The sequence below is a fragment of the Wielerella bovis genome (assembly GCF_022354465.1).
GTDB classification, from domain to species: Bacteria; Pseudomonadota; Gammaproteobacteria; order Burkholderiales; family Neisseriaceae; genus Wielerella; species Wielerella bovis.
In genome coordinates this window covers 2,252,106-2,272,440 of the sequence record NZ_CP092361.1, presented here as the reverse complement: position 1 = coordinate 2,272,440, position 20,335 = coordinate 2,252,106, and the positions used below count along the sequence as shown (strand labels likewise).

Genomic DNA, 20,335 nt, shown 5'->3' with positions numbered 1-20,335 from the left:
TTTTTTCCTTTAAATTTTAATGATTAAGCTGTTTGGCGCGAATCTGCGCCATCAACCGCCACGCCATAAGTCAGCCATGCTTTAACCAAAATTTCATAGCCACCTGCTTTGGTGATTTCTTCTGTGGCAATGTGGCGTGTGTCAATTACGCAATTCAATGGCTGAATCATGACTTTGCCGTCTTTTTCATCGGTCAAAGCCACAAAATGCACGTTGTTTGCCAACGCATATTGCACAAGCTGACCGATTTTTGTGCCTTTTGTGGCAGGCACTTGAACGCGTGTGGCAGGTGTCGCTTCGTATTTCAAAAACGCACTTGCGGTTAAAGGCAAGGTTTCTGTGGTGGTTTTGGGTTGATAAGTTTGGGTTTCTTCGCTCATGGCTGTTCCTTAAAATTTATTTTGATGTGTGGCTTGGGCGCGTTCACGAGCCAAATCCGCCAAACTGCCCGTCAATTTCATTTCGCCTGCTGCTGGCGGTGTGTCTTGCGTCAATGCCGTAGGTAATGGCGGTTTGGTTTGCGTTTGCCCTGATAATTTCATTGCGACAATCAACGCGTCCGCTTGCGCGTCATTAAGCGACAACAATACCCCGTAAACCTGCTCGCTGACCTGATTTGCGCCCGTCAAACCTGCATCGGACAATTTTTTGTCCACTTTGCTTTTTTTATCAGCATCGGCTTGGGCTTTTTTCAAGTCGGCGTTTTCGGTCTCCAGTTCAGCAACTTTGGCTTTGAGCGCATCAAATTCGGCTTGTTCTTCTTGGGTCATGGTGGTTTCCTTGTTTTGGGATAATGAAAAATCGGGTTTGAAATCCGTACCGTCTGATAAAACAACTGCATTGGTGTGCGCGTCTGCGCCCACCGCCACAAAGCTCACTTCACGCACAGCACAATCACGCAAAATCACAATCGGTGCAGCAACGGTTACGCCATTGACCACCATTTCGCCCTCACGCAGTTGCTCTTGTCGGGCGGACTGAATGTAGGCAGACAACTCCCACGGATAGCCTTCATCAGACGTATCCGCCACGTGCTTGCCCTGTTCTGTGGACAGCAAAGTGCCGTCAATTTGCAAACCCTGCGGCGACACGCTCAACGCGCCCACGCCCACTTTTTGATTGGGGTCGTGTTCCAGCAAAACGCCTGTTTTGGCGCGATACTGAATATTGGACAAATCCACAATGTAGCGGTCGCCCCATTTCGTGAACACCTGACCCGAATGGGCAATGCCCGTGAATTGGCGTGGCGTTTCAGCGTTTTCAGGCTGCCTGAATGACAAACCTGTTTCTTGTGCGAGTTTGATGTGCAATACAGTCATGTTTAAAAAACAGTTTTGGGAAAAAGATAGTGCATTGTTTCATACCAACCGCGCATAGGCGGCAGGCATGACTTCAATTCGTTTTCAGGCAGCCTGAAAGTCCTAGCGGACGGCAAAAATAAAAAACCGCCAAAATCGCGCAAGAAACGCGATAAGCGGTTTGGGTATGCTTGGGTATGGAAAAGTTTTTGAATGCGCGTAAACGCTTTAAAAAGTGTTTTAACGGCGATTTTTGAAATAGGGAAACAAAATCCCACTTGAATGGGATAGTTCAAGTGGGATTTTTGGGGTTCAGCCAAGTAGGGTGCGTACCACGCACCCAATCATCAATTGACTGCAATTTCGGTGCGTGATACGCACCCTACGCAAACTGAAATTTAGTAACACACACCAGCCATACCATGAGCCGAGCCAGTCATGTGTTGGATAATGTCATCAAATTCAGGTGGCACATCAAAACCTGCATAATCAAACACCGACACCATTTCACTATCGTACACCAAAGGGGCTTCAATCGGATTACCACCAGCAGGCTGTGGCGAAACATCAACAATTTGCGCGGATACAGCTTGGTCTATTGCGCTTTGCAAGGTGTGAACCGCCACATCATCACCACTTAATTTACCCGATACAGGCAAATCAAAACCACGTTTATGAACGGTTTCGCGCTCCCAAGTGATTTGACCGATATCTTTACCCTGTTTACGCAACATAAATTGAATAGAAATCATGGTTGATACCTTACCAGCAAAGCCAGTCCAAAATACAAAAAATCAGGTTTTCTTGCCAATTCCTGATAACGCTTGATGTCGCCACCCAATAAAGCTTCAAAAATCATGGTCATCATTTCCAAAGGCAAAGGGTCGTCTTCATCGCCATACATTTTACCATAATAGGGATTGGGAAAGTCATCGCGTTTACCGATTTCATTGGCACGATAGCGTTGATTACCCGTCATTTCTCTTAATGTTTGAATTTTATCGTTGGCGGTTTTTTCGTGCCACAAGCGCACAAAATAATCGTTTAGTTCAGGCAGTACCTTTTGTAAACGGTGGGTAAATTCATGGATTTGCGTTGAAATCATGCGCGTTGCATTGTGATTTAAATTGTTCAACATCATGCTGTCGCCTTGTTGAAACGCCATTTTACGCCCCATAAATGCCCATTGAAAGGCTTCTGCACCATTGGCAAAATCCTGTGGCTTATTTTTCATCATGTTAATGAAACGTTTATTAGACAAATCAGGAAAATAATGCCACGCTCGCCCCATTGAATCTGCAACCAAAACCCGACCCATTTCGTTGGATTTTTGCAACCATGCCGTTGGAAAAACTTGCAAACTTTCAGCCAATTCTGTGGCGACTTCGGGATTTTGGCTGTACGTCAAAATTTCGCCCCCCAGCTCAACCCCTTCGTGCCGCATGATTTCCATAATGCCTTCATGTGGTTTTCCTTGTTTAATGGCTTCATTCATCACAGTAATATGGGTTTCGTAAAGCAATCTGCCCTCGTTAATTAAATTGGCACTACTGGCAAATACGCCACCTTCTGTTAATTCAAGGGGCTGTTTTTTCTTTTTTAGATAAGAGATTAACGTATCAGCCAATTCACGAATAAAACTCTTGCCATGTCTCTGCTCTGCAAGCATTTGCACATCAATCAAACGCGCCGCGTGATTGTGTGCAAAAGTCGGCGTAACATCAAACGGAATTTTCACGGTTTGCCCCGTGCGTGGATTGGTAAAATCCACCCATTGAATGTCGTCCGTGCCATCGTCAATGATGCCTTTGGCGTGATTGGCTTTTTGCCGCTCGGTAAATTTTTCAGGCTGCCTGTCTATGTCTTCGCCACGCTCGCGCAATGCCTGTTTTTCGTTCAACTGGCGCACGGTGCATTGGCAGCCGTAGCCGTTGGGCGGAAAAATGCTTTGCCAAATCGGGTCGTCCACGCGCCAAATTTTGCCGTAGTAAGTCATGTGACTGGCACGTTTCTGCTCGGCGGTGCTGGCAATGTATTTCAAATACGGAAAATCCGCCTTGTCTTCTTGCACACGCGCCCATTGCCCTGCAGCATAGGCTGTTGCCATATTGGTTTGAAAAATCACGCGCAAACGGCGTGTTGAGCCAAGTTGCACGGTTTTCGCTACACCGTCCACAGGGTCAGTCATCACGCTTTCGCCCCACCAGCCTTGTGCCATGAGATATGGTTTCAAATTTTTAACAAACTTATCATACGCTTGACCGCTTTCCATCGCCTGAATAAGGGCGTTTTGCGTGGTTTGCAACAAATCCGCATTCATCATTTTGGCGACTGTAAAGCCAACGGCGTGTTCGTACAGCCAAACATCATAATGCGAAAAGCTGGGCAACTGCGTTTTGGATTTCAAATGTTCCAATGCCGCTCGGTCAAGCAAACTGGAAAAATGGATAACAGGCTCGCGTGTCATTTTATTGCACCTTTGACCCATTCTTGCGTATTTTGAAACACCAGTTTATCAATCAAAACTTGGTCGCCCTCGCTCAAATCCAAATCATTCAGCAAGGTGTTAAATTCTTCGTAGCTATCAACACTCGCGGCTGCGGACAAAATCGCATGGATTTTGGGCGATAAAATCTTTTGGTCGGCGGATAACTGGCTTTCAGGCTGCCTGAACGTGTTTTGGTTGCCCGATAATTGTAACGACAAACTTGTATCAGCTTTTGCATTATCCTGATTTTGTTTCAATTTGAAATGCTCGGGTTCAAACCCCAAAATATCGGTGTAATACTGTTCGGTCAGTTCTAAATTACCGCTTTCCAAATATTTTTTATCACGCTCGGCACGATTGGTGTCGGGCTTGATTTCGGTTTCATATTCAAACCAAATCATGCCTTTAACCTTGATTTCCTGATGAAAATGACGGTTTAAATCCACCAAAGCCGTCAAAATGTGATTAACCGCTTCCGCCAGCAACAGCAAATACGCGCCAATGCGGTTTTTCTCACTTTCGCTTTCCACTTGTTGAGCAGAACGACTACCGTTCATCAATTCACTGGTTTTCACGCGCCCCAAAATGGATTTCTGAATACGCGCATTCGCCATTTGTTCAAGCTGCCTGAAAAACGCACCGTCTGCCGTGTTTTGCAGCAATTTAATGTCTTCTTCCAAACCCACAGCCGCTGCGCCACCCCGTTTGACGGCATGGGCTTTTTGCGCTGCTTCGGCTTTGTCGCTGTCGGTTTTGGCAAGTAAAATCGGTTGTGCGTAGCGTTGTGTGAATTGATAAGCGTAACGCCAGCCTTCTTTACGCAACATCACGGCTGGATAAATCCGTACCATTGCCATTTCGCCAGCAGGATTTTTTGACGTGGCTTTGTGGCTTAAAAACAAATGTGTATAAGTTGTGTCGGTTTCTTCTTCGCCATTTTGACCGTTGTAAATCAATTTGCCGAATTTGGGCGTGTATTTGTCCAATTCGTCATGACGGCTAATGACTTGTTTCAGCGAAACAAAACCGTCTTCATCTTGCGAATAAATCAAACGCGCCACAGCATAACCGCACAATTTCGCCACCACCACCTGCTCGGCAATGGCTGGCAAATTACGCCGCACAGACTGATAGAGTTTGTCCATTTGCGTGTCATCGGTTTCCGCACCAAACAATCGCCAATTACTTGAAAGCAATGCAGAAACAATGTCTTCACGACAAGAATCCACTTCATCGTCCGACATTACGGCTGAATACACTTGCTGACGGCTCAATCCCAGCAAATTCAATAATTCATCTGTGCCACCTGACGAAAACGCATTGAGTGCGTAGGCGGTATCTTGTACCAACTGTTCTATGGGCGAAACGGCAGGGGCAGTTTTGATTTTTTTGTCTTTTTTAGCCATTTTAAACTCGTTTTAAAACCGTTTTAAAAAAGGGCTTCAGGCTGCCTGAAACCGCTTAAAATCAATAGGGGCAATCGTCATACATGGGGATTGGCTCAATGCTGCTGCTCGCGCTGTTGCTGGTCGCCAATTTCCACAGCATTTCCAGCGCGTCCGCACCGTCATCGTGGTCGTGATTGGGAAAATGGCGTAACTGGGCAATCAATTCGCGCTGTTCAGGCAACAATTTAATGAAACCGTTTTCAAAATGCGGTTGCAAACTCTCAATTCGCAATTCTTTTTCCGTATTCGGTTTCACGCCTTTGGCGGGGACGTGTGCGCTTTGTTTCGCAGATTCTTTAACCAATTCATCTTTGAAAAACTCTTGAAATTGCACGGTTTCCACCGCCCAAAGTTGGCAGTTGTATTCCTTTTGCAACTTAATCACATCTTGAATAATCAAACTGGGAACACGCTTTTTAATTTTTGCTTCAACCACATACAAAATCCCCGTACTTTTTTGATAGCCCCCGACCAAAATCGCGCTTGGGTCTTTGCCTTTGCCTTTTTTGCCCAAACTCGGGTCTACCGCGCCATAAAACACCACATCATGCGGCAAAGTGCGGTAGTAGCTCTGGTCAATGCAGCCTGCAAAAATTTCGCTCTCTGGGTCGCTCGGTTCGTTTTGGTATTCGCATTGAAATGTCGCCAAGCCATCACGCGCACGGATTTTCATCAAAACCAACAATGGGCGTTTGACCCAACTCACTTTGCTACCACGCAACATTTCCGCTTCATTTTTCAGATAAAAAGCGTGTGCGGCTTTTTCGTTGGCTTCATTGGTTTTTGGGGTATTGCGGTAAATGTTTTCCCATTCTTCCCACAAGTCCATGCGCTCTGGGTATTTCACAATCGCACTAAACAGCACGCTACGCCAAAATGGATTTTTCATAATCCGCGCCAACACGCTGTCTTTACACAAAATTGTGCCGACATAAATGATGTCAATTTTGCTGCCAGCCTGACCGAGCGGCTGAATCACACGCGCAATCCATTTTTCCAATTTGTCGCGCAAACGTGGATTTTCGGCATGGTCTTCATTTTCTAAATCGTCCAAATAAACCGCATCAGGGCGTTTATTTTTCTTTTTCGCACCACGAATTTTCTGACCCGAACCATAAGCCTTGAATTTATTGCCTTGTCGGGTCAAAATTTCGCCAATGCGCCAACGCGCTCCCTGTCCACATACTTCAGGAAAATCCAAGCGCAACATAGGGTTGTCGGTCAATTCGGTTTTAATTGTTTCAATGATTTCATCGGCTTGCTCTTCCGTGTCCGACACAATCACGGTATTATGTTTGACGTTGCGGACTTCATTGAACAAGCTATTTGCTTGAACCACGAGCGTGGTTTTGGCTTCGCCACGTGGCGCAGCAACAGATTGTGAAATTGCTTCAGGCTCTGCGGTGATTTTAGGCAGCGTTTTGTATGCCCACGCATGAAACAGCGATTCCGTGTCATCGGGGAAATGGTGAGGCAAATACGTTTTACAGAAAAAACGAAACGCCGCTTCATCGCCTTTGAGTACGATGGCACGGCGTTTGGCGATTTCGGCTGGGTCGTTGGACAGCTCAATTTCATGCCATTCAATGCGTTGCAAGGCTTCTTCACGCACCTGCACCATGCGTTTTTTCAGTTCGGTTAAACTGATTTTTTCACTGAATTTAGCCACCGAATTTCCTTTCAATCACAGTCTCAAAAGTTTGCAAAATCAAGGCAAAGTCTTGTAATTTATCGGGATAAGTTTCGCTGATGTGGTTCAACAATTCTTCAACAACTTGCAAAGCCACAGCAGCCTGCGTTTCAGGCAGCATTTTTTTGGTTGCATTGATGACTTTGAGATATGAATCGGTCAAACTGGCTAATGCTTTGGATTTTTCAATTGGGGCAATGTTTTCTGCTTTTTCTAAATCTTCAAAAGTAGATTGATATTGCACCAAAAAACCAGCCAACATGGTCTGTCCAACTGTTTCAATGCCACCGCTCGCAAACAAATGCGCGGAGCGTGCTTTGTCCCAATCATCGCCTTGCTCTTTGGCGGCGTATTTCCATGTCCGAGCGGTCGCCAATGGCACACCCGAAAAAGTCGCTGCCAATTCCAATGATTGATTTTCAAAGACATATTTACGGCGAACCAAATCGCGTTTTTCTTGTGGATGCGCCATCGTGTCTCCTAAATGCCAAATTTTGCTCTAATCAAAGCAATGCCCGTTGCCACCAAACCGCCCGAAAATGTGCCAGCAATCGCACCAGCCACCGCGCCATTGGCACGAGCCGTTTTCTTACAGTCAGCATGGATTTGTTTCATGTGCTGTTCCAGTTGGTCTTGCTTTTCAATGGTTACATCTTGTTTTGCCTGAATTTCTTTCAATGCTTTTAAAATAGGGTCTTGGTTTACTAACATGATTTGTCTGCCTTTTTGTCAATTTTGCTGCTGACTTCTTTCAATTCAGCCCGAATTTCTTTGAGCAATGCTTTGATTTCGCTGCTTTCGTGTTTAGCATCAGCTTTGCTTTGATAGGTTTTTTCCACTTCGTGAATTTGTCTCACAATCGTTTCCAGCCGTTTGTGGATTTCATCATCATTTTTACCGAGTTTATCCGCCCACCGCCAAAAAGCTGCTGTCACTACACTAAACAAAATCCCCACAATCCATTCAAATGTCGGCATGATAAATAATCTCCACTTCGGCGGTTTCATCACGGTTGAACAGCATAAAACCGCGTGGTGTGGGTTCTATTTTGTCCCATTCAAACAGGTGTTTCAGGCTGCCTGAAACGTCTTTGCTTAGCCAAAATTGCGCATCCAATTCAGGTGTTAAAACAAACTGAAACGGGATTTCATGATGTGTTAAACGCGCATTAACCGCATTAACCAACGGTTCTTGTTCACGGATTTTGGCTAAAAAGCATTCCATTTTGGCGTGATGCACCATTAAGGCACGGTGAGCGTGTTCACGATAGGTCATCATTTTTCTGTCTCCGTAGCCCATTTCAGCCAGCCTGAAAGCTGGTTTTCCAAGTTTTTGACATAACGCCCAAACTCAACCGCATGGGTCAAAATGGCTTCTTGCGAGCCATTGATGGGTGGTTCGGGGCGTTGTGGCATAACGAGCAGGGCTTGTGGCACGGGTTTACTCGTAGCCGAGTGATTTTTTGTAGTGCTGCAAGCTGTACTCGCCAAAAGTGCAATCGTGAGAACCATTGGCGCGGTCTTTTGCAATAACATTTTGAATTTCCTTTTTCAATTCATTGGCTTGCTGTTCGTTTTGTTTTTGCAATGCAAACTGTTGTTGGCTGATTTGTTCGGCTTGTTTGAGCCAAACAGCTTGTTTTGCTTGATGTTCTTGCGCCTGTTTGAGCAAGATGGCTTGATAATGGGCTTGGGTTTTCAGGCTGCCTGAACGGTAGCCAAACCAAAAAACTGTTCCATGTACCACAAACGACAGCACGATAATCAACACAAAACCTAGATACATTTTGTTTTTCAAAAATAACATCATGGTTTTAATCCCCAGTGATTTCTTCAATCACATCAGCCATCTCATCAATCACTTCAACCGCCACATCGCCAACGGTCTCTATCGCGGTTTCCACCACATAACCTGTTGTTTTAATGGCAGTTTCGGCAAATTGACCGACGCCATGCACGACATCAGTTAAAAATCCAAACATGATTTAATCTTTCCCTTTCTTTTCAGAAATTTGTTGAGCAGCAGCAATCGCCCGTCTAGCCAAACCATAACCGCCGACCATTCCACCATACGCCCACCATTGCCATTCTGTTGGGTCTGAATGACAAAATTGCCAAGTCATTGTGCCTGCACAAATATTTGCCCAAACTTTGTCATGACTCAACGCACCTGTGGTCGGGTTGTTTACCATGCCACCCAGCCAATGTTTCAGGCTGCCTGAAAATAACTTTTTACCCGTTGTGGCACGCGATGGCGATACATTCGCATTTGCGCGAGATTGGGTGGCAGATGCCCGTATGTTTCGCCGACCTTGTTTATCATTTTCCATAAACGCATAACCTTACTTTCTATTCAAACGGCGACGGCGTTGGCGTGCAGCACGTTTGGCGGCTGCCACGCCTGATTTGCCTACGCGTGGAACGGGAACACTACGCACCAAGCTGTAACCCAAAGCGAAACGTGGTTGGTATTCACAATTTGGCAAAAATAAATCAAACAAGAATTTAGCCGAACAAATTTTCCATGTACCTGTTAATGTCAATTCCATTTAAAATCTCCTACGCCAAAGCCGAAGCCAATTTACTGTGATACTGATTTTCAGCATATCTTGCGCCGTTATAACCTTTGGCAAAAGCGCGGTTATTGTTCTCATTGTCATTTAATGCCAAAAATTCGCTTTTTAAATTTGCTACATTGACAATGTAATCACGTAACATTTGATAATGTGCTAATTCACTATTGCGAGCAGCCCACAACATTTCAATCGGATGCTCGTAACCACATTGACGATACCAACGACCCAACACCTGAAATTTACCAATAGAAATAGACTTAAACGCCGCCAATGGGTCTCGTCCAATGGCAAATGCCAATTTTTCCCAACTGTCATTAATATCATTATTATTTTTATCCAATGTATAATCACCAGCTTTTGGATGGCTGTACCATTTAATTTCTTTTGGTTCGGTGGTTTCACGCCAAAACAAGTGGCGTTCGTATAAGAGTTTAGGCAAACCATTATTCAACCAACCACTACCATAGCTTTCCACTTCAGCAACAGCATGAATACGGCGTGTATCGGTATCGCCTAAATCACGCGCAATTTGTAACAACTCATCTTCAGTAATTGCAGGGGCATTTTTATTGGCAAACGCTAATAAAAATGCTGAACGCGACATCACACCCCAAACGCCATCTACCACTAAATCTGTACCAGCGTGCGCATTGAGCCACTTTTGTACCCATGCTACATTGGGATTTTGTACGATAGATAATTCATCTTCGGTCAATTTAATTTGTTGAAACATAGTTAAAATCCATTGCGTTGATAATGTCGTGATTATGCGTTTTCAGGCTGCCTGCCGTGTCTTGCAGCATTTCAGTACGCGCAAAAAAACCGCTTAAACGCGGTAAACGTTTAAGCGGTTTTTGCAATCATTTTGTCATCAAAAAATCACGCGCGTGGAAAATTGCCCATCGCCCTTGTATTCGGCTGTGCAGACAAAATTACTGCGTAACATCGCACCATAGCTGTTTTGCGAATCCACGCTGCCTGAAAGCGTGTGGGTTTTCGTGCTGTCGTTGTAGCGGTATTGCCAGTTGCTGAATTGTGCGCTGGCAGGGGCTTTCAGTTGCTTTTTCACTTCATCTTCACAAGCATATTGCGCCAAAATCTGATTGGCACGTGTCCCACTTGTTGTGCTACTGCCACTTTTTAGCGCATTAGGGTTAGACGATGAACTGCTGCCACCATTAGCCAACATATTGAATGCAAAGCCAATGACCACAATCGTGCCAATAACCATAGCCGTTTGTTTCGCCATATAAGCCATTGATGAAAAAATAATTGTGCTATGAGTTTGTTCTTCAAACAATTCAGTAAATTCATCTTCCTGCTCAATCAAAGCATTGCGTACCAAGTAAACAAATACACCAAACACCAGCAACAAAAACGCCCACGTCAAATAACGTGTACTGCCCACATGATTTTTGGCAATCAAATACAGCACAAAAACCACAAATAAATAGCCATTTTTCAACCATTTGGGCAATGCACCGTGTGCCAATTCATACAGATTTTTGGGATTTTTCGGGTCGATTGTCATGGCATTGATTTCGACTTGTTTTCGCCTTTCTTTTGCTGCTGCCCTTTGTTTGGCAACTTGTTGTTTTATTTCGTCCAGCAATTCAGGGTGTGCCGCCAGCAAATCACGGTCATATTGTTTGCGGTTTAATGGGTCAAGCAAATGTGTTTTGCAGGCATTCAAAATGGCTAAATTTTCATCAGTACGCTGTGCCGTCTGTACAAAGCGACGCATGGCTTGATTGATTTCATCGGGTGTCGCATGAATGCTGATACCCAAAATATGATAATAATTCTGCATTTGGCTGCCCTTTGTTTAAAAAACGCGATTTTAGCCAAAACTCCAATAAAAAAACAGGCTAATGCCTGAAAAAGCATTAACCTGTTTGGGTTTAAAATAAAGCGATTTGTTGATAATTGACCTGTTTTTCAGGCAGCCTGTCGGCTTTTTTGATGATATTGCGGATTTGCCTATCGGTCAAATCGTGTTCGCGTACCAAGTTGTTGATTGCGAGCGTATCGCTCATGCGATGATTAAGAACAAAATCATCATATTGACGGCGAATTAAACGGTCGCGTAATTCCAATACCGCGCTTTCACATTTGGGAATGTAGATTTTACGCTGTGTGGCGTATGCAGCCTCAATTTTCAAGGCAATGTCTTCGCCCACTGTTTCGGCAAGCATGGCGTGCAGTACTTTGCCTGCTTTGGTTTTATTTTGCCCAATGGGAATGTGTGTGCCAGAATAACGCCGCACCAATGTAAATGCGGCTTCTTCGCCCGCCACCATCATCAGTTGTTCAAAAGCGGGTGGCAACAAATGGCGAAGTTGCGCCAAATCTTGTTCAGTAAAATAAATGTTTTTCATGGTCGGCTTTCTTTCGTTTAAGTTTATGATATAATTTGATTTAGTTTAGATTTTTACTGTCCGCCGACCATGTTGTTTGGCGGATTTTTTTATGCCTTTTTTGCTTGTGCAGCCTGCACTTTCAAATTTTGGTAATTGAGTGCAATCAACACTTTACGAAGTTGCTGCTCATTCAGTTGATTGACATTGTCTTTTTGAAACATACGTTTGGCGATGCCGTTGGCGTATTCCCAAGTTTTGTCTGTTTCTTTCAACAAAACCGCAATTTTATTCATCAATTCAGCCACATCAGTAACATGAAGTGGCTTGCGACCAATGGATTTTTTCGTAGGTTTAAAACCCAAGCGTTCCATTTCCTCCATGATTTTTTGCAATTCCAATAAATTCATTTGCTTGCAGCTTAATTTGCCCGTAATGCGTTTCAAAATGGCTCGGTAATTGTCATCGTCCAATGCAAGCTGTTCTTGGGCAACGTGGATTTTGGCGATTAAGCCTTGCCGTTTTTCTTCATAGGTTTTTGCCATGATGTTTTTCCTTATGTCGCACGGTTTCAGGCAGCCTGAAACCGTGCTGTTTAGATTAAAAATTAAGCGACCGCCTCTTTCAGCGTTTTGCCTGCCTTAAATTTCACAACTTTACGCGCAGCAATTTTCACTTTTTCGCCTGTTTTGGGATTGCGTCCTTTGCGTTCTGCACGCTGGGTAACTTTAAAGCTGCCAAAGCCTGTGATATTCACTTCGCCATCGTGTGCCAATTCAGACTGCACAATGGTGCAAAAGGCATCAAGTGCATCATCAGCTTGTGCTTGGGTTAAGCCTGCGATGCTGGCAATGTGTTTAATCAGTTGGGATTTATTCATGGTTTAAACTCCATTTAAAAGGGTTTTAAAAATCGGCGGATTGAGAAACCACTCCGCCGTTTGCGGTTTATTTTTTATGCTGACTGATTGCGAAAATCTTTGATAATGACATCGCCTAAAAAGTAAGCAATATCGCTAGTTGGGTGTACACAACCCTTTGTCTTATCATCAAATTTGATTTTAAGATAAGCGTTATGTGTACCAATTACTTCGCCTGTTTGCCCATTACCTAAAATAATGCGAATACCTTTGATTAAAAAGGGCAAATCGTAATATTCTTTGATGTAATCCATTTTTAAATTCCTTTAAATTCAAAATTATGGCGGATTTGACAACCGCTCCACCGTTGCGGTATTTTGGATTTTCAGGCTGCCTGAAAGTCGGCTTTGGAAAGCCGACCTACGGCTATTGCCCTATTTCTCTACCTGTCAATTCATACAACAATTCGCGTAAATTACGCGGTAATGTGATGTTTTGGCATTCCAGTTCAACAGCAGTAATCTGATTGGTAAGCTGTTTGATTTTTTCGTGGAAAGAAACATATTCTGTTTCTTCTAACAATTTTTGCAGCAAGGCTTCTTTTTCTGCGCTATCCAAGTCTCCAACCAATTCTTCTACATCAGATGCTGTGACATACAAATAAGGCATTTGCTTTCTCCTACACCTGTGCCAGCTGCTGGTCATGTGGCTCAATCACAAACTGCTCTTTGCCGTCCACAATCTTCAATCCTGCCACTTGCCCTTTATCAAACTTACCGCGTTCATTCAAAATCGCTTCTTTGTTGATTTCTTCTTTCACGCGGATAAAGCGTTCCAATTCAGGGTCGCTGCGTAATAAGGCAAGCACAGCCTGAACACCTGTTACCGATACTTTCGCTGTATCATTGCGCCACTTAATCACGCCTGTAACCAAGTCAGCAAATTTCACACGACCGTTATCGGTCAATTCATTGCGATTGGCTTCACACCACAACTGCACGGCGGTACTTAATTCACTAATGCGTTCATTAAGCGGTGCGGACTGTTCGGCATATTTTTCTTGTAATGCAGCGATGCCGTCATTCATATTGGTTTCAAGACGTTTGACTTCGCGCATGATGTCGCCAATTTCGCGGATAAAGACAATCGCTTCGTCTTTGTTTTGTGCAGCGATTTGTGCGCTGGTTTTGACACGGGTTTTTTTAGGTTTACTCATTTTTGTTTCCTTTAAAACAGGGTTAATCATTGGGATAAGCCTTGCGTTGGCGTGAACACACTTGTTTCATTGCTTGTAAATGCTGTGCTGCTTGGGCTTTCTGCTCGGCGGTGGGTGGGATAAATTGTGTGGGTGGTTCGGGTTTTGTGGTTTGGCGGACAGGCTCGTGGGGTTCATCATCGCGCTCAAAATCTGCCAATAACTCCATTTCATCAATCAGCAAATCGTGGTTCAGCAAAGGTGTTTTCAGGCTGCCTGAAACTTTATTTGCCAACAATTTTTGCACCGCTTTTTGCCAAATTTCAGCAGGATAAGTTTTCCAAAACTCGTCCACTTCGCACAAAATTTCAAAAGTTTGTTCAAGCGAAAGGGGTTGTTCTTTGCTGAAAAACAGTTTCAAATAATCCAACACCAGCCGCATGTCCGCGCCACCCATTTCGGCAATTTTGGCGATGGCGCGTTTGGCGAATTTCAGTTCGGTTTCGCTCATAGCAACTCCACAACCGTTTGACCTGTGGCAACATAAAAATGCGGACTATCTGTAACATTTTGAATTAAAAAATGTTCCAATTCAGATGCCGTGTATTTTTTCATGATGTTTTGGTATTTGCGCGGTGGCTCTTTCCACTTGATAGGCTTGCCCAACAACAGGGCAGCCGCCAAATTGTGATGTCCATCAACCACCAGCCAATAACGTTTGCCACGCAGTTCCACATCATGCACACGCACCACAAACACTTGAAAATTTGCCATTTTGTTGCGAACCACATTCATGTCTAAATGTTTTTGGCAACTAATCAATGGCGGTGATTCAGGGTTGAGTGTTGCGCCCACCGACTGAAAGATTTGGGTAATCATGGGTTTAATCATTTTTGGTTTAACCTTTCTGCAAATTGCACTGCTTTTTGAATACCAAACAAACTTACTCTTCTAACAAAATAAGTTTGTTGATACTTTAAAAAAATTGATGATTTTGGCTTTCTTACCTTCCAGCGTCCTTTTTTGCGGTAAATATGCGGTTTTTTACTATAAAGATAGTTTAAATACGCGATGCCATATTGGGTTAAGTGCCACTCATCGCTTTGTTCAGCAATCAAATTTTTTCTGACCAACGCCTTCGCCGTTACATCGGGCAAATCGCACTTTGCCAATTGCGAACTTAACAAAAAGTGTTTAAAGTATTCAAACTGTACAGTGGTTAATCGCACCGCTTGAGGTGTGAATTTTGAACACCCTTGTTGATGGTCAATCATGGCTCTGTTCCACATCTGCATGATTCAAAGCATCAATAATCATATTGGCAGCCTGAATAATGACTTCGCCCTGATGATGATTTACTAATGTGCCATTGGGGTTTTGACGTGCCAATTCCGCAAAAATCGCCACCACCAAAGAAATTTGTGCATAAACAAAGGGTTTATTCATTTCTTGTTCAACCTTTCAACAAATTCAAGGGCTTGATGATTCATAATTTCCTGTTCCGCTGTTTCATAAGGAAATTCAACACGCGTACTGCATACCAGCCTATCCACTTCAATATAAGCCGCTTTACTAACAGTCCAAAAACCTGTTACAAGACGGTAAATATGCGGTTTTTCACGGTTAATCATGTTTCAACCCCATATTGTTCAAATCTAAATTCAGGCAGCCTGAAAAATTATTTAAAACCGCTACACTATGCAAAGCCGCATAAACCGCATCTGCTTCATGCGAGAAACGTCCCGTTTCATGCAAAACTTCGCCATTGGGCGCAAGTGCAGCACACATAAACCGTTGGTGTTCATCTTGTTGTACTTGGATAGTCAGTACATACTCTGTAATCGTTTTCATTTTGTTGCCGCTCCCATCAAACACAAAGCCTTACACAACGCTGCGCTTTCCACTTGGTTCAATCTCAACACCACACCATGTTTAAACAGGTGTAATTCCCCATCGCTAAACACGCCAAACCGAAAACTCATCTGTGGTGCATCACGTTTACGCACCACCATTGGCTCAAATTTCGGCGCATCATCGGGTGGAAACGGTGTCGGCGTAATTTTTTCTGCATTTGGCTTACGACCACGCTTTTTTGGTTTAGGTGGACTTTCGGCTGGATTTTCAGGCTGTGTTTTCAAGCTATAAAACACTTCATCACCAAATTCTTCCCTTTTCAGGCTGCCTTGTGTATCCAATATTTGAATAGCTGCTGTGATTTCAGCTGTATTGGCTGTCATCAATGCACGCATATCGCGTATCGTCATCTTTTTGCCTGTTGCCAGTAAAGTTTGAATATTTGCCACCGCATCGCGGACATTGCTTTCATTGATTTTCATCACACTCTCCTAATATCCATATTCACGCAATTCGGCTCGCTCTAAATCTCGCTGCCAAATCGCTTCTTCTTCATCGCATTCATACCGCGCTTCACGTTCTGCTGCGGTCAAATCGCTGTATGGTTTTTCCCATAATTCATCACAATTCTTTTCAGGCTGCTGTGCTAGCATGGCTGCTGAATAATTGGGTAAGGGTGGTTCAGGCTGTGGATTTGCCAATGCCAATGGCATCGCTGCTAACACTGCACCAAACACCACACCTAGCCAAAAAACAGGTAAATGGCGCATCACGTCATCACGCATTTTTCGGATTAAAAAGTCCATTTCATTTTTATACTTCCTTTTATTTCAATAGCTTATAAAAATCGCAAGGTAAAAAAATATATTGCCGTATCAAGGGATTAGGTTTTAGCGAAACGCGCTTCGCTTGTTTTAACTACGCTGAACTTCGTTTCAGGCTGCCTGAAAGTTCTAGCTCACAACGCAAACAAACGTCTGCCCAATCATTCAACCGCTTACCTTTAAGATTGATACGCTTAAAACGCCTTAAAAATAAACTTCTACCGCAACAGGTACATTTTTTTATGCGTGGATATTTCCGCTTACTCATCGCATCATCCCCCTTCATACTGCACTAACATCCGCTTGGCTTCATGCACCATATCCACGTTAATTGGTTCGTTGTGATTTTGGCTCATGCCATGCACCAAATTCATCGCTTTCCATAATCTGCGTGGGCTACCATTAACCATCAACACCAATTCTTTTAGTGCATCTTCGGGTAAATTTGACAAAGTCAATCGTGCAATTTGAGCCAATTCATTGTTGGCAACCTTATCGGGCAAAGGTAAATGCAAACCAATGCGCGAATACAACTGCGCCAATTCGCCACGTTTACCCAATAAATTGCTCAACAATCGGGGCATACCCACCAACACCAGCCCAATCCCAGCCTTGTCGTGCAAACGGCGCAAAATTTCCAGCGATTTGGTGGACAACTGCTCGGCTTCGTCCACAATAATCATGCGCCCTGAATCGGTCAGCTTTTCCAAAATGCCTTCTTTGATATCGTTCAGGCTGCCTGATGTGCTTGTGCCGATTTTTTTGGCAATGTTTTTCAACACAACCGATGGCGTGTCGGTAACGTCCGCTTCAATCAAAATCACATCGGGATATTGTTGTGCGTAATGACGAATGGTGGTGGTTTTGCCCGTGCCTGCTTGGGCATACAGCAAACCGTTTTCACGCGACAAATGGGTTAAGCGCAACATATCCAGCATTTTTTGCGCGGTGGTCGTATTCACAAACACTTGCGTCAATTCAGGCTTGGACAATTTACCCAGTTCGCGTTCTAAATATGCGGTGACTTTGGCATCCACTTCTTCGTTGTTGCCCATGTATTTGCCTTGTCGCCATTGGCTAATCACTGCACTAGACACACCCACGCCACGCGCAACGGTTTCTTGTTTGATATTGTGGGCTTGCATAAATTGGTTCAGTTGTTCTTGCAAAGTCATTTTAAAGTTCCTTTAAAGGGGTTTAAAAATCAAAAAGGCAGATATTTCTTTTTGGGCTGTTCAGATTCAGCTTCCCAAACTTCCACCGTTTCAACGGCTGGAATTTTGGCAAAATCCACATCATTGGTTGCCACCAAATCAGGCAGCCATTTGCCAAAATCAGGCGTGCTTTCAATGATGTTGCCACCGTTCAAATCCATTTCAATGCGCTTGGCTTTGTTTTTCAGGCGTGTGATTTGGGTTTTGGCGCGATTTTCTTTTTGAGTTTGCGCCATGCTCTTCACATTCGGGAAGGCATCGCGTGTATTGCCATTCAAAATCGCCGTGCCAATTAAGCGACCGTCCAAGTGGTAAACCACAATGTCTTGCGGTTTGTCCCAATCGTATGCAATCAGCACTTTTTCGCCTTCGTGTTGCGCCAAATCCGCCAAAAAATAGCCTTGATTGTTGAAACGTATCCAACCGCGATACGGCGTGCGAATGTCCATGCTGCGTTCCAATAAAGCCAATTCGTCTTCCGACAAAATTTCAGGCTGCTCGTCAATCGGCACTTGCGCCATGCGATACGCCCAATATTCGGTGGGGTTGTAGTGCTCGCCATTGTCTTTTTTGGGCAAAGTGCGATGCGGTCTGTGGTTGTACTCGTCTATCGTTGCCAACAAATCTGTGTAAAATTGTTGCCAAGTCGGACACATCGCCTTGTATTTTTGCTGTTCATCGGTCAGCTTTTTGCCGTCTCGTTCGGCTTTCGCCCAACTTTCGGTTTTGCGATACATCAAATGCCCTGCACTTGTGTCCATGTCTTTGCCGTGATAGGTGGGATAGGTTTTCGCTTGTTTAATCAAGGTGCTGTCCCACAAGCCTTCAATCACGCCACGCCCTTGTGGGCTACCTGCAATCCCTGTTTGGTGCGTGATGTCCAAACGCGGACACAAACCCGTCAATTCGCCCTTGCCATTATCCGAATAGATGATGACGGGCAAACCACCGTGTCGCAAACCCATACGCAAGGCATCGGCAACCGCCTTACTGCTTTCCGCCAACGCAATGGAAAAACCGACAATTTTGCGTGTGCAACCGTCAATCACAAACGTGATTTCAGGCACAAAGGGCTGACCGTGTTCCATGTGGCGAACGCGAGCCTTGAAACTGTGTCCGTCAATAATCCACACTTGGTTGGGGTTGATGTGGGTTGTCCAATCGCGTTTCACATAGGGCAAAAGCTGTTTGTATTGCGAACCTGTGCGCCGACCGCGTTCCCGAATGATTTCAGGCAGCTTTTTCCACGCATGACGAACCGCATCAAGACTGGGTAACAGTTTCATATCAAAATCCTGTTTTTGTTGATAAAGTTTGACGAACTTTTCGTAGCTGTGCGCCAATTTCGGTTTTTGAGGCACACGATGAATGTGCATAAAATCGCGCATCCACCACAATGCCAAAGGCGAGCTTTCTATTTTGGTGGCGCGTGGCGCAAGGGCGAGCAGCTTGGCATTGGGCGATTTGTCCGCCTGTTTATAGCTCAAAACCCAGCCCATTAAAGTGCGCTTGGACAAATCGCGTTTGTTGTTGCTCCGCGCATTGGCAATCGGGATTAAATGCGCGATTCGCTCGGGCAAAGTGCCTTCGCGCATTTGTTCCAAAAAATAGGCTACGGCTTGGTTTTGCGACAAATTCAGCGTATCTCCTATGCTCAACACATCTGCCACAATCGCCATTCGCGCATTGGCGCAGTCTTTTTGTTTGAAATTCAAACTTTTGACTGCGGTGTTGGGGTCTGCCAAATCCAAAGCCAGTTGTGTGTCTTCGGGTCTGTGGACGGTTGGCAAATCTTTTGATTTGGCGCGGGATTTTTTTGCTTTTGGGGCGTTCAGGCTGCCTGAATTGGGCTGTTCCAACTGTATGAGTTGCTGGTTCAGTTGATTGGCTTGCTGACGCTCAATTTCCAAACGCACCAAACTGGGTAAGCTGGATACGGCAAATTCCAAACCGCCACCGATTTTTGCCCGTTTTCGGGTTGCCCATTTTTCCCTTTTTGCTTTTTCAGCAATGCCTTTTGGTGTTTTGGGCAAACTAGGTAAACTCATTTTTGCCAACTCTGCCGCACTCAAAAAAGCAGTATGATTTGAATATAATGACTTCATAATTAACTTTCTCGTGATTTTTATGAAGGTTTACATTAAAATGAACAGCTATGCGATAGAAACACTTTGCAAACTGGGTTGAAATTGACGTTTGGCTTCACGTTCAGGCCAGATGTCCTGAACACTTAATCCCAGTGCTTCCGCAATAATCCGTTCTCCTTTTGGGTAAGAACGGTCAAGTGCGGTATAAAGTGTATATTCGGATAATTGATGTCTTCTGGATAAAGCGCGAACCGTCCAACCTTTACGTTTTAAGGCAGCAACTACATCAGCACGATGCCAATCTTTTGGTGTTTGTTTGGCTGAATTTTTTTGCATAATCAATTCCTACGTTTGTTAAACACATCTGTTTAACAAATTTGTTTAACAGATGTGTGAATATTAAAGGTTTAAGTTTAACTACGCAAGTGATTTTTTAGGTTAATCTT

General features: G+C 44.2%; 36 protein-coding genes. All 36 read right to left on the bottom strand.

Annotated elements, in window-relative coordinates:
- Positions 1-23 precede the first annotated feature (23 nt).
- The 36 genes from MIS45_RS11160 to MIS45_RS10985 all read right to left on the bottom strand — a co-directional run bounded on the left by MIS45_RS11160 (position 24) and on the right by MIS45_RS10985 (position 20,225).
- Positions 24-380 (bottom strand): oxaloacetate decarboxylase alpha chain, encoded by a 357-nt coding sequence (locus MIS45_RS11160; RefSeq protein WP_249450578.1) that lies wholly within the window; start codon positions 378-380, stop codon positions 24-26.
- Positions 381-389: 9 nt separating this feature from the next.
- On the bottom strand, positions 390-1,319 hold the full coding sequence (locus tag MIS45_RS11155; protein ID WP_249450577.1) for a hypothetical protein: 930 nt from the start codon (positions 1,317-1,319) through the stop codon (positions 390-392).
- A gap of 2 nt (positions 1,320-1,321) precedes the next feature.
- The gene (locus MIS45_RS11150; RefSeq protein WP_249450576.1) at positions 1,322-1,618 is read right to left on the bottom strand and encodes a hypothetical protein; all 297 of its coding nucleotides are present in this window, start codon (positions 1,616-1,618) and stop codon (positions 1,322-1,324) included.
- A gap of 78 nt (positions 1,619-1,696) precedes the next feature.
- A complete protein-coding gene (locus MIS45_RS11145; protein ID WP_249449270.1) occupies positions 1,697-2,050 on the bottom strand; it encodes a hypothetical protein in 354 nt (117 codons plus the stop codon).
- A complete protein-coding gene (locus tag MIS45_RS11140) occupies positions 2,047-3,765 on the bottom strand; it encodes a phage head morphogenesis protein (RefSeq protein WP_249450575.1) in 1,719 nt (572 codons plus the stop codon). Before MIS45_RS11140 ends, MIS45_RS11145 begins: the two co-directional genes overlap by 4 nt.
- On the bottom strand, positions 3,762-5,192 hold the full coding sequence (locus MIS45_RS11135; protein WP_249450574.1) for a phage portal protein family protein: 1,431 nt from the start codon (positions 5,190-5,192) through the stop codon (positions 3,762-3,764). The genes MIS45_RS11140 and MIS45_RS11135 overlap by 4 nt, the downstream gene beginning before the upstream one ends.
- Positions 5,193-5,253: 61 nt before the next feature.
- Positions 5,254-6,903, bottom strand: coding sequence for a phage terminase large subunit (terL, locus tag MIS45_RS11130; protein WP_249450573.1), 1,650 nt, complete (start codon positions 6,901-6,903; stop codon positions 5,254-5,256).
- Positions 6,896-7,396 (bottom strand): DUF1804 family protein, encoded by a 501-nt coding sequence (locus tag MIS45_RS11125; protein ID WP_249450572.1) that lies wholly within the window; start codon positions 7,394-7,396, stop codon positions 6,896-6,898. The genes terL and MIS45_RS11125 overlap by 8 nt, the downstream gene beginning before the upstream one ends.
- 8 nt (positions 7,397-7,404) lie before the next feature.
- Complete coding sequence (locus MIS45_RS11120) at positions 7,405-7,635, bottom strand: hypothetical protein (RefSeq protein ID WP_249450571.1); 231 nt, start codon at positions 7,633-7,635, stop codon at positions 7,405-7,407.
- A complete protein-coding gene (locus tag MIS45_RS11115) occupies positions 7,629-7,901 on the bottom strand; it encodes a hypothetical protein (RefSeq protein ID WP_249450570.1) in 273 nt (90 codons plus the stop codon). The genes MIS45_RS11120 and MIS45_RS11115 overlap by 7 nt, the downstream gene beginning before the upstream one ends.
- Positions 7,888-8,223 carry a hypothetical protein gene (locus MIS45_RS11110; protein ID WP_249450569.1) on the bottom strand — a complete coding sequence of 112 codons (336 nt, stop codon included), beginning with the start codon at positions 8,221-8,223 and terminating at the stop codon, positions 7,888-7,890. Before MIS45_RS11110 ends, MIS45_RS11115 begins: the two co-directional genes overlap by 14 nt.
- Positions 8,199-8,360, bottom strand: a complete 162-nt coding sequence (locus MIS45_RS11105) for a hypothetical protein (protein WP_249450568.1) — start codon at positions 8,358-8,360, stop codon at positions 8,199-8,201. Before MIS45_RS11105 ends, MIS45_RS11110 begins: the two co-directional genes overlap by 25 nt.
- A 4-nt stretch (positions 8,361-8,364) precedes the next feature.
- Positions 8,365-8,733 carry a hypothetical protein gene (locus MIS45_RS11100; RefSeq protein ID WP_249450567.1) on the bottom strand — a complete coding sequence of 123 codons (369 nt, stop codon included), beginning with the start codon at positions 8,731-8,733 and terminating at the stop codon, positions 8,365-8,367.
- A 4-nt stretch (positions 8,734-8,737) separates the two neighbouring features.
- Positions 8,738-8,905 (bottom strand): hypothetical protein, encoded by a 168-nt coding sequence (locus MIS45_RS11095; protein WP_249450566.1) that lies wholly within the window; start codon positions 8,903-8,905, stop codon positions 8,738-8,740.
- A 3-nt stretch (positions 8,906-8,908) separates the two neighbouring features.
- Complete coding sequence (locus MIS45_RS11090; RefSeq protein ID WP_249450565.1) at positions 8,909-9,253, bottom strand: hypothetical protein; 345 nt, start codon at positions 9,251-9,253, stop codon at positions 8,909-8,911.
- A 12-nt stretch (positions 9,254-9,265) separates the two neighbouring features.
- Complete coding sequence (locus MIS45_RS11085) at positions 9,266-9,472, bottom strand: hypothetical protein (protein WP_249450564.1); 207 nt, start codon at positions 9,470-9,472, stop codon at positions 9,266-9,268.
- 10 nt (positions 9,473-9,482) lie between these two features.
- Positions 9,483-10,232 carry an N-acetylmuramidase domain-containing protein gene (locus MIS45_RS11080; protein WP_249450563.1) on the bottom strand — a complete coding sequence of 250 codons (750 nt, stop codon included), beginning with the start codon at positions 10,230-10,232 and terminating at the stop codon, positions 9,483-9,485.
- Positions 10,216-10,359, bottom strand: coding sequence for a hypothetical protein (locus tag MIS45_RS11075; protein WP_249450562.1), 144 nt, complete (start codon positions 10,357-10,359; stop codon positions 10,216-10,218). The genes MIS45_RS11080 and MIS45_RS11075 overlap by 17 nt, the downstream gene beginning before the upstream one ends.
- Positions 10,360-10,370: 11 nt before the next feature.
- The gene (locus tag MIS45_RS11070; protein WP_249450561.1) at positions 10,371-11,309 is read right to left on the bottom strand and encodes a J domain-containing protein; all 939 of its coding nucleotides are present in this window, start codon (positions 11,307-11,309) and stop codon (positions 10,371-10,373) included.
- Between the two features lie 91 nt (positions 11,310-11,400).
- Complete coding sequence (locus MIS45_RS11065) at positions 11,401-11,877, bottom strand: Mor transcription activator family protein (protein ID WP_249444143.1); 477 nt, start codon at positions 11,875-11,877, stop codon at positions 11,401-11,403.
- Between the two features lie 89 nt (positions 11,878-11,966).
- Positions 11,967-12,401: a gp16 family protein gene (locus tag MIS45_RS11060; protein ID WP_249444144.1), complete on the bottom strand. Its 435-nt coding sequence runs from the start codon at positions 12,399-12,401 to the stop codon at positions 11,967-11,969.
- A gap of 62 nt (positions 12,402-12,463) precedes the next feature.
- Positions 12,464-12,736: an HU family DNA-binding protein gene (locus MIS45_RS11055; RefSeq protein WP_249443426.1), complete on the bottom strand. Its 273-nt coding sequence runs from the start codon at positions 12,734-12,736 to the stop codon at positions 12,464-12,466.
- A gap of 74 nt (positions 12,737-12,810) precedes the next feature.
- Positions 12,811-13,029, bottom strand: a complete 219-nt coding sequence (locus MIS45_RS11050; protein WP_249444145.1) for a hypothetical protein — start codon at positions 13,027-13,029, stop codon at positions 12,811-12,813.
- A 112-nt stretch (positions 13,030-13,141) separates the two neighbouring features.
- Positions 13,142-13,384, bottom strand: coding sequence for a hypothetical protein (locus tag MIS45_RS11045; RefSeq protein ID WP_249450560.1), 243 nt, complete (start codon positions 13,382-13,384; stop codon positions 13,142-13,144).
- Between the two features lie 10 nt (positions 13,385-13,394).
- Positions 13,395-13,931 carry a host-nuclease inhibitor Gam family protein gene (locus MIS45_RS11040; RefSeq protein ID WP_249450559.1) on the bottom strand — a complete coding sequence of 179 codons (537 nt, stop codon included), beginning with the start codon at positions 13,929-13,931 and terminating at the stop codon, positions 13,395-13,397.
- Between the two features lie 22 nt (positions 13,932-13,953).
- Positions 13,954-14,421, bottom strand: a complete 468-nt coding sequence (locus MIS45_RS11035; RefSeq protein ID WP_249450558.1) for a hypothetical protein — start codon at positions 14,419-14,421, stop codon at positions 13,954-13,956.
- Entirely contained in the window at positions 14,418-14,801 is a 384-nt protein-coding gene (locus tag MIS45_RS11030; protein ID WP_249450557.1) for a hypothetical protein, read from the bottom strand. The genes MIS45_RS11035 and MIS45_RS11030 overlap by 4 nt, the downstream gene beginning before the upstream one ends.
- Positions 14,798-15,184 (bottom strand): hypothetical protein, encoded by a 387-nt coding sequence (locus MIS45_RS11025; protein ID WP_249450556.1) that lies wholly within the window; start codon positions 15,182-15,184, stop codon positions 14,798-14,800. Before MIS45_RS11025 ends, MIS45_RS11030 begins: the two co-directional genes overlap by 4 nt.
- The gene (locus tag MIS45_RS11020; RefSeq protein ID WP_249450555.1) at positions 15,177-15,356 is read right to left on the bottom strand and encodes a hypothetical protein; all 180 of its coding nucleotides are present in this window, start codon (positions 15,354-15,356) and stop codon (positions 15,177-15,179) included. The genes MIS45_RS11025 and MIS45_RS11020 overlap by 8 nt, the downstream gene beginning before the upstream one ends.
- Positions 15,353-15,541 (bottom strand): hypothetical protein, encoded by a 189-nt coding sequence (locus MIS45_RS11015; protein ID WP_249450554.1) that lies wholly within the window; start codon positions 15,539-15,541, stop codon positions 15,353-15,355. Before MIS45_RS11015 ends, MIS45_RS11020 begins: the two co-directional genes overlap by 4 nt.
- Positions 15,534-15,761, bottom strand: coding sequence for a hypothetical protein (locus MIS45_RS11010; protein WP_249450553.1), 228 nt, complete (start codon positions 15,759-15,761; stop codon positions 15,534-15,536). The genes MIS45_RS11015 and MIS45_RS11010 overlap by 8 nt, the downstream gene beginning before the upstream one ends.
- A complete protein-coding gene (locus MIS45_RS11005) occupies positions 15,758-16,246 on the bottom strand; it encodes a hypothetical protein (protein WP_249450552.1) in 489 nt (162 codons plus the stop codon). The genes MIS45_RS11010 and MIS45_RS11005 overlap by 4 nt, the downstream gene beginning before the upstream one ends.
- A gap of 9 nt (positions 16,247-16,255) precedes the next feature.
- Complete coding sequence (locus tag MIS45_RS11000; protein WP_249450551.1) at positions 16,256-16,570, bottom strand: hypothetical protein; 315 nt, start codon at positions 16,568-16,570, stop codon at positions 16,256-16,258.
- Between the two features lie 290 nt (positions 16,571-16,860).
- Positions 16,861-17,763 carry an AAA family ATPase gene (locus MIS45_RS10995; RefSeq protein ID WP_249450550.1) on the bottom strand — a complete coding sequence of 301 codons (903 nt, stop codon included), beginning with the start codon at positions 17,761-17,763 and terminating at the stop codon, positions 16,861-16,863.
- Between the two features lie 29 nt (positions 17,764-17,792).
- Positions 17,793-19,907 carry a Mu transposase C-terminal domain-containing protein gene (locus MIS45_RS10990; RefSeq protein ID WP_249450549.1) on the bottom strand — a complete coding sequence of 705 codons (2,115 nt, stop codon included), beginning with the start codon at positions 19,905-19,907 and terminating at the stop codon, positions 17,793-17,795.
- Positions 19,908-19,955: 48 nt separating this feature from the next.
- A complete protein-coding gene (locus tag MIS45_RS10985) occupies positions 19,956-20,225 on the bottom strand; it encodes a helix-turn-helix domain-containing protein (RefSeq protein ID WP_249450548.1) in 270 nt (89 codons plus the stop codon).
- Positions 20,226-20,335 lie beyond the last annotated feature (110 nt).

Bases quoted from the DNA above. Each gene is read 5' to 3' on its own strand.
- MIS45_RS11060 (WP_249444144.1), bottom strand. From the start codon at position 12,401: ATGGCAAAAACCTATGAAGAAAAACGGCAAGGCTTAATCGCCAAAATC.
- MIS45_RS11095 (WP_249450566.1), bottom strand. From the start codon at position 8,905: ATGTTTGGATTTTTAACTGATGTCGTGCATGGCGTCGGTCAATTTGCC.
- MIS45_RS11090 (WP_249450565.1), bottom strand. From the start codon at position 9,253: ATGGAAAATGATAAACAAGGTCGGCGAAACATACGGGCATCTGCCACC.
- MIS45_RS11030 (WP_249450557.1), bottom strand. From the start codon at position 14,801: ATGATTAAACCCATGATTACCCAAATCTTTCAGTCGGTGGGCGCAACA.
- MIS45_RS11045 (WP_249450560.1), bottom strand. From the start codon at position 13,384: ATGCCTTATTTGTATGTCACAGCATCTGATGTAGAAGAATTGGTTGGA.
- MIS45_RS11085 (WP_249450564.1), bottom strand. From the start codon at position 9,472: ATGGAATTGACATTAACAGGTACATGGAAAATTTGTTCGGCTAAATTC.
- MIS45_RS10990 (WP_249450549.1), bottom strand. From the start codon at position 19,907: ATGAAGTCATTATATTCAAATCATACTGCTTTTTTGAGTGCGGCAGAG.
- MIS45_RS11145 (WP_249449270.1), bottom strand. From the start codon at position 2,050: ATGATTTCTATTCAATTTATGTTGCGTAAACAGGGTAAAGATATCGGT.
- MIS45_RS11020 (WP_249450555.1), bottom strand. From the start codon at position 15,356: ATGAATAAACCCTTTGTTTATGCACAAATTTCTTTGGTGGTGGCGATT.
- MIS45_RS10995 (WP_249450550.1), bottom strand. From the start codon at position 17,763: ATGACTTTGCAAGAACAACTGAACCAATTTATGCAAGCCCACAATATC.
- MIS45_RS11070 (WP_249450561.1), bottom strand. From the start codon at position 11,309: ATGCAGAATTATTATCATATTTTGGGTATCAGCATTCATGCGACACCC.
- MIS45_RS11120 (WP_249450571.1), bottom strand. From the start codon at position 7,635: ATGTTAGTAAACCAAGACCCTATTTTAAAAGCATTGAAAGAAATTCAG.
- MIS45_RS11155 (WP_249450577.1), bottom strand. From the start codon at position 1,319: ATGACTGTATTGCACATCAAACTCGCACAAGAAACAGGTTTGTCATTC.
- MIS45_RS11025 (WP_249450556.1), bottom strand. From the start codon at position 15,184: ATGATTGACCATCAACAAGGGTGTTCAAAATTCACACCTCAAGCGGTG.
- MIS45_RS11010 (WP_249450553.1), bottom strand. From the start codon at position 15,761: ATGAAAACGATTACAGAGTATGTACTGACTATCCAAGTACAACAAGAT.
- MIS45_RS11135 (WP_249450574.1), bottom strand. From the start codon at position 5,192: ATGGCTAAAAAAGACAAAAAAATCAAAACTGCCCCTGCCGTTTCGCCC.
- MIS45_RS11040 (WP_249450559.1), bottom strand. From the start codon at position 13,931: ATGAGTAAACCTAAAAAAACCCGTGTCAAAACCAGCGCACAAATCGCT.
- MIS45_RS11005 (WP_249450552.1), bottom strand. From the start codon at position 16,246: ATGAAAATCAATGAAAGCAATGTCCGCGATGCGGTGGCAAATATTCAA.
- MIS45_RS11055 (WP_249443426.1), bottom strand. From the start codon at position 12,736: ATGAATAAATCCCAACTGATTAAACACATTGCCAGCATCGCAGGCTTA.
- MIS45_RS10985 (WP_249450548.1), bottom strand. From the start codon at position 20,225: ATGCAAAAAAATTCAGCCAAACAAACACCAAAAGATTGGCATCGTGCT.
- MIS45_RS11050 (WP_249444145.1), bottom strand. From the start codon at position 13,029: ATGGATTACATCAAAGAATATTACGATTTGCCCTTTTTAATCAAAGGT.
- MIS45_RS11000 (WP_249450551.1), bottom strand. From the start codon at position 16,570: ATGGACTTTTTAATCCGAAAAATGCGTGATGACGTGATGCGCCATTTA.
- MIS45_RS11160 (WP_249450578.1), bottom strand. From the start codon at position 380: ATGAGCGAAGAAACCCAAACTTATCAACCCAAAACCACCACAGAAACC.
- MIS45_RS11080 (WP_249450563.1), bottom strand. From the start codon at position 10,232: ATGTTTCAACAAATTAAATTGACCGAAGATGAATTATCTATCGTACAA.
- MIS45_RS11065 (WP_249444143.1), bottom strand. From the start codon at position 11,877: ATGAAAAACATTTATTTTACTGAACAAGATTTGGCGCAACTTCGCCAT.
- MIS45_RS11140 (WP_249450575.1), bottom strand. From the start codon at position 3,765: ATGACACGCGAGCCTGTTATCCATTTTTCCAGTTTGCTTGACCGAGCG.
- MIS45_RS11035 (WP_249450558.1), bottom strand. From the start codon at position 14,421: ATGAGCGAAACCGAACTGAAATTCGCCAAACGCGCCATCGCCAAAATT.
- MIS45_RS11110 (WP_249450569.1), bottom strand. From the start codon at position 8,223: ATGGGCTACGGAGACAGAAAAATGATGACCTATCGTGAACACGCTCAC.
- MIS45_RS11015 (WP_249450554.1), bottom strand. From the start codon at position 15,541: ATGATTAACCGTGAAAAACCGCATATTTACCGTCTTGTAACAGGTTTT.
- MIS45_RS11115 (WP_249450570.1), bottom strand. From the start codon at position 7,901: ATGCCGACATTTGAATGGATTGTGGGGATTTTGTTTAGTGTAGTGACA.
- MIS45_RS11100 (WP_249450567.1), bottom strand. From the start codon at position 8,733: ATGATGTTATTTTTGAAAAACAAAATGTATCTAGGTTTTGTGTTGATT.
- MIS45_RS11125 (WP_249450572.1), bottom strand. From the start codon at position 7,396: ATGGCGCATCCACAAGAAAAACGCGATTTGGTTCGCCGTAAATATGTC.